6 protein-coding genes are annotated in these 11,186 nt (G+C 43.5%); 2 read left to right on the forward strand and 4 right to left on the reverse strand.

Going from position 1 to position 11,186, the window contains the following annotated elements:
• Positions 1-1,697, reverse strand: a 1,697-nt coding sequence (locus GX089_07555; protein ID NLP02333.1) for a tetratricopeptide repeat protein, incomplete at its 3' end; no start/stop codon positions are given.
• Between the two features lie 170 nt (positions 1,698-1,867).
• Here GX089_07555 and GX089_07560 point away from each other — a divergent pair.
• Entirely contained in the window at positions 1,868-3,784 is a 1,917-nt protein-coding gene (locus GX089_07560) for a hypothetical protein (protein NLP02334.1), read from the forward strand.
• Here the strand turns inward: GX089_07560 and GX089_07565 are convergent.
• From GX089_07565 to GX089_07575, 3 genes are read right to left on the reverse strand one after another with little or no spacing between them, the layout of a single operon-like run.
• Positions 3,771-6,107 (reverse strand): S8 family serine peptidase, encoded by a 2,337-nt coding sequence (locus GX089_07565; GenBank protein NLP02335.1) that lies wholly within the window; start codon positions 6,105-6,107, stop codon positions 3,771-3,773. The two genes, GX089_07560 and GX089_07565, sit on opposite strands and share 14 nt — an antisense overlap.
• Before the next feature lie 36 nt (positions 6,108-6,143).
• Complete coding sequence (locus GX089_07570; GenBank protein NLP02336.1) at positions 6,144-8,024, reverse strand: OmpA family protein; 1,881 nt, start codon at positions 8,022-8,024, stop codon at positions 6,144-6,146.
• Between the two features lie 25 nt (positions 8,025-8,049).
• Positions 8,050-9,819 carry an OmpA family protein gene (locus GX089_07575; protein NLP02337.1) on the reverse strand — a complete coding sequence of 590 codons (1,770 nt, stop codon included), beginning with the start codon at positions 9,817-9,819 and terminating at the stop codon, positions 8,050-8,052.
• 386 nt (positions 9,820-10,205) lie between these two features.
• Between GX089_07575 and GX089_07580 the strand changes: the two genes are divergently transcribed.
• Positions 10,206-11,078 (forward strand): HDOD domain-containing protein, encoded by an 873-nt coding sequence (locus GX089_07580; protein NLP02338.1) that lies wholly within the window; start codon positions 10,206-10,208, stop codon positions 11,076-11,078.
• The last annotated feature ends 108 nt before the right edge of the window (positions 11,079-11,186 follow it).

An 11,186-nucleotide genomic window follows, 5' to 3' on the forward strand; every position in this document is an offset into this window, starting at 1 on the left:
ATTTTGATTCTTGGCTGAGCTTTTTCTGTACAGTAAATAGACTGGGGATATTCCCGGCAGATCCTTTCGTAAAGACTCTTTGCAGTGACATTCTTCTGCAACACCTCATCACTGAGGTATGCAGCCACATACAAGGCTCTGGGAGCAATCGGGAGATCGCTGTATTTTTTATACACATTAAAAAAAGCCTGGATCGCAGCTTTTTCATCCTGGTTTTTAAAAAAGAGGTCTTCCGCAACCCTGAACGCCTCTCTTGCTGAATCCTGTCTTGTCCGCACTGTCACAGGCAAATTCAGTTCCTCCTGAGCTATCCTTGCAAAATCAGTGGAAGGGAACCCTGTGATTACAGCCCTGAAGAGGCTGTCAGCCAGTAATGAATCTCTCATATCATCCCGGGCTACAAAAGCCGCCACACATAACGCCTTGGGAGCGAACGGGCCGGCTGACGAATCATTGTAAAGAGAGAGAAACTGCCTGAACGCTGAATCTGGTTCGTCAAGCTCATATCTGAAAAGTTCGCCGATTTTAAAGTCAGTCTCACAACAGGTATCTTTTGGTTCCGTTTTTCTCTTTCTCAGTTCTCTGAGCATCTCTATGGCAGAAAGCCGGGCTGCAGAAAAAGAAGAAGCTGATTTATCTCTGGATTTTGAGGCCAGTTTGAAGAATTCGGCGGCATTGTTGTAATCGCCTTTCTTTTTCTGGTATATCAGTCCCAGCTCGTAAAGAGCCTGAGAAACAACAGAGGATGTGTCATTTGCAATATTGGTGCTGTCCAAATCACCGATAATACTCTTCAAAACAGCTATAGCATCATCAAAACGTCCCATGCGGCTCAGGATCATTCCTTTACTGAGCAGAATCTCATCGAAATGATGGGAGTATTGCCTCTTTTTAAGCATTAAATTGACATAATTCAAAGCCTTTGTGAGAGAGTCAATTCCAACATAACATCTGACCAGAGCTCTATCCATGCGGTAGGACTGTTCAGGAAGATCTTTTTTTCTGGGTGTCTTCTCAAGCAGAACTATTGCTTTAGAATACTGCTTTAAATCGATATAAAGTTCTGAAACCCGTAGAATAAGATCTATTCTGGCCGTTTCTGACTTTGCGGAACGCAGCGCTTTTTCCAGCAAAGCGATAGCCTGAGATCTGCTTCCACGCCTGATAGCAATATCGATCAACAGCCGACTTACCTGCTGGTCTTTGTCCAGCCACGGATATTTCTGGAGAATTATTGTGACAGTCTCTTCAGCCTTATCCAGGTTGTCTTCCTCAATATATGCTTTACAAAGATAGAGAAATGATTCAGGAATATGCGGGCTCTCCGGGTAAACCTGCTGAAGTTCCTTAAAGCGCTTTATTGACTTTTCGATATCCTTTTTATAGTAGTAGCTCTTACCCATCAGGAAAACGGCATCATCATGCCATTTCTTTTTCCTGGTAAATACATCCAGTACTTTTGTAGACTTTTCAATTGCCCGATCGTATTTGGCAGCGACTGTCTGAGATGGGGTCACAACAAGGCTGTCCGGAAAATTACGCAGCACCTTCCTGTGCTCCGCAAACCCCTCCTTGAACGCACTCTCCCCATTATAATAGGTATTGAGATACGCAGTGCAACTCAGGCTCAGAAAGGAAAGACACAAAGCGCTTAAAACCAGCGCTTTACTAATTTTGATTTCAGGTGTTTTCTGCATTTATGTAGTAAAAATATATCCGGTTCCGGAAAAGAGAGAAATTGTAACGGCCAAAGCATCAGGACTCTCTTGTCACTTACTAACCCTTTTTCACTCATTCAATAAATAACTCCTCTCTAAAACCAGTTCCTTATTACTTCTGAAGGAAACATTGTAGTATTTTTACCCAGATGAAACATCTCTTCAAGACAACATTTCTGCTCTATTTACTCTCTGCCTTTGCCTCCGGTTTACTCTTCGCATCAGAAGCGCAGATAGACACAACAGGTCGCAATCCAGACAATCGTGACGCTTACCGCAATTCCCTTATAGAGAGAGAAAAAACACGGGCACGGATATTTGTGCGCACCGATACTGTATTATCATACCCGGATCCCTTTTTCATCTCTTCATCCACAATTTTCTCTTCTGATGCCAAATCACCTTCAGAAATACTCAGCACCCACCCATTATTTTCGTCCGTTAAATATGGAATATCCAGCTCAATAAACCGCTTCCTGCCATACGGAAATGTAGCCCCTATAAACCATTACAATTCAGGGGGACTCTTCAATCGAACAAGCAGTCTTATCAGAGGTACAGATCTGTTCAGCGCAAACGAACTGTCCGCAATAACTATTAAAAGCGGAGGTGATCTCCATTATCAGAAAAACATTTCTCTTTCAGTTCCTGAAGCTGCACTGTTGTGGGAAAACGGTGTGTTTGATGAAAATATCCTTCAGGTTCGTTTCTCCAGACCTTTTTCAGAACATCTAATGGCCAGTGTATATTCAAATTATCGCCACTTCAAAGGCCAAAAATATAGCCATGATGGAAATGATGTTTATCATACCTACAGCAGGCTCTTTAAGGACACGACAAAAATCTCCCGAATCGGATACAATCCCCTCACCGATGAACACATAGTAGGTGCAAACCTTGAGTGGCAGAGGGACAGCAGTGGTCAAATCAGCCTTCAATTCTTCTATGGCGACCTGTCGAATGAAGTAGCACTTGATACACCTAAGGCAGTGGATGATATCCAGCATGCTCTTTTCAAACGTTATCCACTCCAATTGCAGGTCCAGTCATCCTGGAATCTCCCCGGACGATTCTTTCTCGATGCCGATTGCTTTTATGAAACTGAGTCGGTTACCCGCACCACTGCAGGTAATATCAACGGGAAACTCACACCTGTTCACGATAGAGGTAAGAGTGATGAAGCAGGATTGGCGTTTCGCTCCGGTTTCGAGATGGCAGAAAGTGATTCAGCAGGAATCATGATGGAAGTAACGAGAAATTACAATAGGCTGTTTGACAGCTCAGAGATTATTATTGTAAAGAATCAACCTGCACTGTATTACAAACGTTCCATAAGTGGAAAAGGTATTGAGGGCGCTCTGCGTGCAAGTGCTGGAGTTCTTCTGTTACATAAAGACGACCTCAGCCTCAGTTCTTTCTGGAACGCAGGAATTGATCTTTCTGTTTCAAAGACCCGTTTCAGGGGATATGTTCAGCAGGACAATATAACCTACACTGTTCAATTCGACTCAATTTCAAGTGACTTGCCTTTAATTGAAAGATATTACAAAGCAGGTTTGGAATTTTACCGTGCCTGGAACAAATTCGACCTGCTGCTTGGATATCAGTTTGTATACGGGATCTCAGATACAACTGTCAATGGTGCATGGTTAAATGGAGTTGCCCCCTACACGCAGCCCCGTTCAGTTCTGGTCATCGCACCGGGGCTGGGAGAATGGAAAGGATTCTCACTGCGAACAAGCGCCATGATTTCCGATAAAAAGCCCTATGTCAAAGCCCGGGGATCGGTATCATACACAGCTCATCCCCTTAATACAAAAGAGCACATAGACGCGACACTGTCTTTTGATTACTGGAGTGAAAGAGATCCCGTGATGTTTGCCGGGCATTCAGACTGGAATGTCCCGATTTACAATCTGAATCTTGAGATTTCGACCCATATCCGCTCTTTCAGGCTTTTCTACAAAATCGATAATCTGCTGAACCAGCGATTTGCCTATGTACCGGGATACTACTCCCCCGGTATAACCTTCCGATGGGGAATTAACTGGTTTATACAGAGATGAGAATTTTTTTTCGGTAAACCTTTCCCCCATATTCAACAATAAAGAAGTAAAGCCCCGGCACCAGCCGCCTGAAAACAGAATTATCGATTGTATATTTGAAAGCCTGTTCCGGATCTGTGTAGGTGCTGTATTTCCACACAAGTCCGCCATCTGCAGAACGGATCGAGGTTTTGATAAACTGATCTCTATTGTTCTCTGACCTGGCCATGAACTCCACAGTAAGATCAGTACATTTACTTTTCCTCAATACAGTCGGGAAAAGGAGGAATTTTGAAGGGGATATCTCCTGCATTGTGACCTTCAGCGTGCAGAGCTCAGTACATATCTTCCCTTCAAGAGTATCGGAATCGATATACCCGGGTGCATCTGTGTATATCTGAACCCGTTCTTCTTTGTACATGGTAATTACAGCCGTACCATTGGAATCACATTCAAGAGAAGAAAACTGGGCTGCATTACCCATTTTATAATAAACAATACCGTTCTTTATTCTCTTTCCCGATCTGTCACTAAGCTTGACAATCAGACCACTCTTCACAGGAAATACAACTGTTTTTCGACACGGAGCAGATTCGATTAATACTTCCTCTTGCTGGCCGGAAAGCATAATCGCAATACGGGATGGAAATGAGTTATTAAGAACTGCGATACAGATACCACTGCTGTCCGTTATTCCCAGAGAATCTCCGGATTCTCCTGCTATCAATGCGCTGCGAACAGGTTCACCTGAGGAATCGGTTACCGAAATGTAAATCTCATTATCACGCATGCATGACAGAAGAGCATCTGGTACCCCCCTGCCGAACCTGTTATCGACTGAATCCTGGTCCGGAAGAAGCCGGCAGAAATTGTAGAGTTTCTGACGCGCCTGAATCGATGAGATGCCAGGGTGAGATTGTAGAATAAGAGCACAAAGCCCTGCAATCATCGGAGTAGAAAATGATGTACCATTTCCATTAGAAGTATAGGAAGACTGATCGCTGCCGTAAATCACAGGAATACAAACACCTCTGCCCTGTGCAACCAGATCCGGTTTCACCCGACCGTCCGAAGTCGGCCCTGTACTGCTGAAAGTTGCGATCCTCCCCCGCTCGTCGACCCCCCCAACAGAAATGACATCCTTGACATCCGAAGGTGCCACCAGAGTTCCTGGAATGTATGCACCATCATTTCCGGCAGCATTCACCACTATTATGCCTCTCTCTACAGCGTAGGCAGCAGCCCTTGAGACTATCGTTGTCTTGCCGTCAAGCCAGGAATAGGGGTAATCCACAATGGGAATCATCCCACTGTCTGTTTCAAAGAACACTGTATCCTGGAAACCATCCCTGTATCCCAGCGAGCTTGAAATTATATCTACACCCAGGCTTTCTGCCCATACAACCGCAGCCGCCCAGTTATCCTCCTCAACATGTACTTCTCTTGTATCATTGTAAGCATCCTCTGTTCTGGCAAGGGCAAAAGAAGCACCCCAGGCTGAACCAACAAAAGTTCCAGGATCGTATCCTGCTATCAGGCTAAGTACCTGTGATCCATGTTCATCATTGGTATAATAGGGAGAAAGAATATTGTCTTTCACAGAATCGGGATCAAAAACAGTGTAGTCATTGTCTACAAAATCCCTGGTAGCGATAATGTGACCATTCTGTCTTGAATTTGAGAAGCACCGATGGTCCAGTCGGAATCCGCTGTCAAAAAGTGCAATCAAAACTCCGGTTCCCGGAGCTTTGAGTTTTCTGGTATTCTGAATGTAGTGATGCGCTTCCGGGATAGAAAGCAGATTAAATTGAGAGAAAGCACTGCCATAGAAATTCGGGTCTCCCTCAAAATGAGTTTTTCCCAAGCCATCCTGCAGGGTTTCTCTATATCTGTAAACACCAACCGGAGTGACTTTCTTCACAAAGTGAAGATTGGCTATTTCTCTCAATCTTGAGCCTTTTATTTCGAAACTGGCAGCATTTTCCCATTTGTACTCATGACGGAGAGTTCCACCGAGGCGTTTTATCTGATCTATGTATACTCTGGAAATGGGAAGATCCGTGGTGCTGCTGAAAAAACCTGCTTTGCTTCTCCTCTCGAGAGCGCGCGAAGAGACCTTTTCTGAAACAGAGCTTCCGGCTTTGTCGGTAAATAATACCCATACGATACAGGTTCTGTCAGAGTTTAGAAATGAGTGTAACTGTGGCGCTATATCTGCTTTAACAGAGAATAGCAATCCAAACAATAAAAGAGTACAACAGAGGATGGCAGGTACTGCGAGTGCAGGATAGCACAGTTTTAATTCAGGTGTGTATCTGTTTTCATAAAGGAACATTGAACCCACCAGAAAGCTTCACACAGCGCAGAGCTTTCCTGTTCACTATTTCAGGCGAATGATTTCAATCCGCCGGTTCTGAGCCCTTCCGGCAGCAGTTCTATTGTCTGCAACAGGACTTGAAGCTCCGAAACCGACAGCGCGAATCCTGTGAAGCTCAATTCCCTTGGAGCCCAGATATTGCCGTACCGATTCTGCACGCATCTGTGAAAGCTGCATGTTTTTGGCACCGTCACCGACACTGTCAGTATAGCCTCTGATTTCAATCTCTACTTCCGGATACTGTTTAAGCTGTCTTATAAGTGGCTCCAGGTATTGATACGATTCAAAAGTCATCTCGGGGCTGTTACTCCGGAAAACAATCCCCTTAAGAATCTGCTGTTTAGGTATGTCAGCTTCCTTTTTAACTGAGTCAGGGCAACCATCATCATCCATATAGTTGTTAAACACTTCAGGTTCATTGGGACATTTGTCCCTAATATCAGGTATGCCATCATTGTCATTATCAAGATCAGGACAACCATCATCATCCTGAAAACCATCAAAATCTTCAGGTTCATTAGGGCACTTATCCAGAGAATCAACAATACCATCCTTGTCATTATCAAAATCAGGGCACCCATCCCGATCCTCAAATCCATCAAAATCTTCCGGAGCATTCGGACATTGATCTTTCAGATCCGGAATTCCATCACCATCGTTATCCGGATCCGGGCACCCATCTTCGTCCTCAAACCCATCCTTATCTTCAGCCTCATTGGGACACTTATCTTTTAGATCAGGTATACCATCTTTATCATTATCCGGATCAGGGCAACCATCATCGTCCTCAAACCCATCGATATCTTCTGGATCTCTGGGACAGCGATCCTCATCATTCTTTATTCCATCTTTGTCATCATCCTGAACAGTCACAAAACCATCCCAGCCGATGATAAATTGTGCCCCGTACCGTGGAATCACACCAGTAGAGTACTCATAACCTTTTCCCCCTCCCGATTCAGGTTTCCAATTCAGACGGTTCGAGAGTGCTCTTGAGGAAAGAGAGAAATCACCGGAAAAAACCAGGTACATCCCTGTGGGAACCTTAATCTTGATACCCGGAGAGAAAATAACCGGGTCACTTGTAGGAGTAAGATTGGTGGCAAAATTGCTCCACCTCGACTCAGCATAAAGATCCGTAAAAACAGTGAGGAACTCAAGCGGGTTGTACTCAAGGGCAAAACCACCAACGACAGTATTACGCTGATTTTCCCTTGAAACAGCCATCACTCCACCCAGATTTACGTGTGCTATTAGCGGCAGTTTACTGACGACTTCACCAATATCAAACGTAAGCAGAGCCTGCATTTTGAGTGTGGGACTTTTGGCCGAATAAAAAGATTGAGCCGGATTTATGGACTGGTTTTCCAGATAGTATGGGTGTCGTGGGAAAAGCCCGTTTTTCCTCATTCCAACCGGTACAGTGCCGGAGATCAGATATCCCTGCTTAAAAACCTTATTCTGTGTAGGAACACTAAATTTAGTGCTGATATCCAGATCACCAATTCCACCATCACGTACATTTGTAATCCCTGCCCAGTCGTAATAAAAAGGCAGACTAATCGACAGATCCCAGAAGGAAAGTAAACCAATTGCAACAAATATATTGGATGAAAAAAGCTGTGCCGGATCCAATTCAGAATTTGGAATCCCTTGCCCATTTAGACGAACGGAATCTAAGGAACCTTTTTTTACTTTGCCTTTAAAGTAATCAGAAGACTGATTGAAGCTGATCCCTGCCCCGAAATTCAGTTTTGCTTTTCCGTAAGTCTGGGCAGAAAGAGTGCGGAGCACACCCTTTTCAGCATTAGTGTTAATTGCAGCCAATGCTGGATTAAATAAAAAAAAGATCACTAAAAACACCGTAATATTCAATTTACTCATTAAAAACTCCTGCCAGAGCGGCACATCAGTCTCTTCGGTGAATTTCGACCCGATTATTGAGCTTTCGACCATGAATTGTTGAATTGTCAGCTATAGGTTCAGCATCTCCCCTGCCGGAAGCAATCAGGCGACTACTCTCAATACCTTTTTTAATCAGGTAATCTCGTATAGCTTCAGCTCTTTTTTGTGAGAGTGCCATGGAAGATGCAGATGGACTTGAATTATCTGTATGCGCCTGAACCTCAAGTTTAATCTCAGGCCACTCAGTCAGAGATTCAAAAACCTGGTCAAGAACTTTTTGGGACTCAGGTAAAAGAGTCGTACTCCCTCCTTCAAAGTGCACACCAGATAAAATAACCCTTCCCCGTTTTATTTCCTTTGCTTTGGGTTTTGTTTCAGGACAACCATTTTCAGTAGTTCCGGCAGTGTTCGGACAAGCATCAATACTATCCGGAACTCCATCCATATCGTTATCGATGTCCGGACAGCCATCATCATCCTCAAATCCGTCGAGATCTTCTGGAATCATAGGACATTTATCGAGAGAATCCGGCACACCGTCGTTGTCATTATCATAATCCGGACAACCATCTTTATCATTATATCCATCATGATCCTCAGGAGAATCGATGCAACGATCTAATGAATCAGGTATTCCATCGTTATCATTGTCGTAATCGGGGCATCCGTCTTCATCCTCAAAACCATCAAGGTCCTCCGGAAGATTGGGACACTTATCGAGGGAATCCGGAATAGCATCATGGTCATTATCCAGGTCCGGACAACCATCACTATCTTCAAAGCCATCCACATCTTCAGGATCATCAGGACATGCATCATCGTTATCTTTGATAAAGTCTCTATCTCTGTCTTGTGCAGCCAGCAGTCCGTTCCATCCAAGCTGAACCTGAACTTTCCATGCCGGTTCAGTTTTTGTAGTAAAAAGTTTCCCGTCATCCGTAATATATCTGAATGTGTTTTTTGCTGAAGAGAGTCGGAAACTCCCGGCCAGCGAAAAGTTGGCACCACCGGAAGAAGTAAGACTTATTCCTGGAGTAATACGGAAAGGATCGGAGTCAATCCTGAACCCGTTACTCACGTTTTTAAACCGTGTTTCAGTTCCAATCTCTGTAAAGAAGGCAAACCAGTTTGATGGCCGGAGTTCAATGCCGGAAGAGAGTACAAGCGTTTCATCCAAATCTTTATTGTAGGTAAAGTTCACGCCAGAATTTACATGGAAAAGAAACCAGTTTAGATCCAGCGTCATAAGTGCAAGGAGTTCAGTTTCCATTTTGCGGGAAGTATAACTGGCTGTAGGCCAATTGCTTAACAAAATGCTGTCTTTGGCAAAGTAGTAGGTTTTTCTGGGAATATAACCGTTTTTAAGACTCCCTGTGGGAAAACTGAATGAGGTAAGTAGTGCTCCATGGAAAATTCTGGGCTTGTCACCAGGAACCCTGAATTTCAAACCTGCTTCAATGTCTCCAATCCCACCCTGGGGCAGATAATGATTCATCAGGTCGAAATAGATCGGCAGGGTGATTGATATATCAAGAAAGTCTGTGGCACCAAAAGCGAGGCTGGGACGCAGATTGGTTACCGCCATACCTGGTCTTACCGTGTCAAAATCTATTTCGCTTTTCCTTTCCAGAACATGCACCACAAAGTTTCCATCATACCCGAAATCTGCACTGGTATTAAAAAGCAGACGTGATGAACCCAGACTCTTGGCAGAATAAAGCTGTACCAATCCAACCTGGCCGGAATTATTAATCACCGGGCCAATGTTTGCCATTGTGTAACCGGTTAAAAAGAAGATCAAGATTGAACAGATTTTGGCCATGATTTACCCGATTAAAAGATTACCTTGTTGAAATAATGAAAAAAGGTTACTTCTAAAATTCAGTTATTCTGGTCATCCTTATTATAATATTGGTTTTTTTGAATTTAAACAGTTAAAAACGATCAAGATACAGACCTGATATCAAAATAACTTTTTCTGAAAATACCATGCAAATATAAGAAAGAGATTAGTTGTTAGTATGACATTGAATAATCCGCTGCAGAAATAATCCTTTTTTTGTAAAAAGAACAAATTTGATCAGCAAAGATTTAACTTTAAATTCAGACACCATCCTAATATAATCAATAATATCTCATAAGATAGGAAAAGGCTGAATTATGCAGATAAATGAACAACAGAAGGAGAAATTTAAACAGGTCGCTAACCTTCCGACCCTGCCTAAGGTTGCCTCCCACCTTATCAGAATGATCAATGATCCTCTTACATCTTCCAGCGATGTAGCTTTTCTGATCGGACAGGATCTTTCCCTTTCAGCCAAAGTGCTCAGACTGGCAAACAGCGCCTACTATGGGATCCCAAGAAAAATCACAAGTATCAATAACGCAGTGGTTTTACTTGGGTTTAAAGTAATAAATACAATAGTATTGAGCCTCACGGTTTTTGATTTGTTTCCTGAGAAAAAAAGAATTTCAGCACTCTTTAACAGGCAGGCATTCTGGCTACATTCCCTCAGTTGCGGCCTGATCTGCAAAAACCTATCCGGCAGAATAAAAAGCCTTCTTCCATTCGATCCCGAAGAGGCCTTCTGTGCCGGTCTCCTTCATGATATCGGGAAAGTGGTACTTGAACAGTATGTCCATGAAGATTTTCACAAAGCCCTGCAACTGGCAGCAGACGAAGAGATACCGGTTTTCGAGGCTGAAATGAGGGTATTAGGATATACCCATACAGATGTAGCTGAATGGCTGACAGAAAACTGGGGCCTCCCATTAGAAATCCAGTTTCCCCTGATCTACCATCATTCAACTCCTCAGAGTTCGGATTTCCACAATATAGTAGCCCTGTGCCATATTTCAGACTGGCTCTGCTATGAATGTGGAATGGGTGTGGGGGGGCAGTTCAAAGCGCCTCAAGTAGAGGAAAGTTGTTTTGAGTTGCTTAGGATCAGAGAAGAAGATATAGTGGAGATTAAGAGATTTCTTCCGGAGGAGGTTGAGAAGACTTCGATATTTTTTGAGTTGGGGACGTGAGTTAGGGACGGACTGTTTTTTTTCTTCCAATGGGGTGTGCGGAATTTTTTGTGTAAACTGGTATATAGTGCAGGTGTATTTAATGCTACAAATAATATAACTGCATAG

It is taken from the genome of Fibrobacter sp. (genome assembly GCA_012523595.1).
Classification (GTDB): domain Bacteria; phylum Fibrobacterota; class Chitinivibrionia; order Chitinivibrionales; family Chitinispirillaceae; genus JAAYIG01.

Excerpts from the sequence above, each read along its gene's own strand:
- GX089_07575 (NLP02337.1), bottom strand. The coding sequence starts at position 9,819 with ATGGCAAACATTGGCCCGGTGATTAATAATTCCGGCCAGGTTGGATTG.
- GX089_07570 (NLP02336.1), bottom strand. The coding sequence starts at position 8,024 with ATGAGTAAATTGAATATTACGGTGTTTTTAGTGATCTTTTTTTTATTT.
- GX089_07580 (NLP02338.1), top strand. The coding sequence starts at position 10,206 with ATGCAGATAAATGAACAACAGAAGGAGAAATTTAAACAGGTCGCTAAC.
- GX089_07560 (NLP02334.1), top strand. The coding sequence starts at position 1,868 with ATGAAACATCTCTTCAAGACAACATTTCTGCTCTATTTACTCTCTGCC.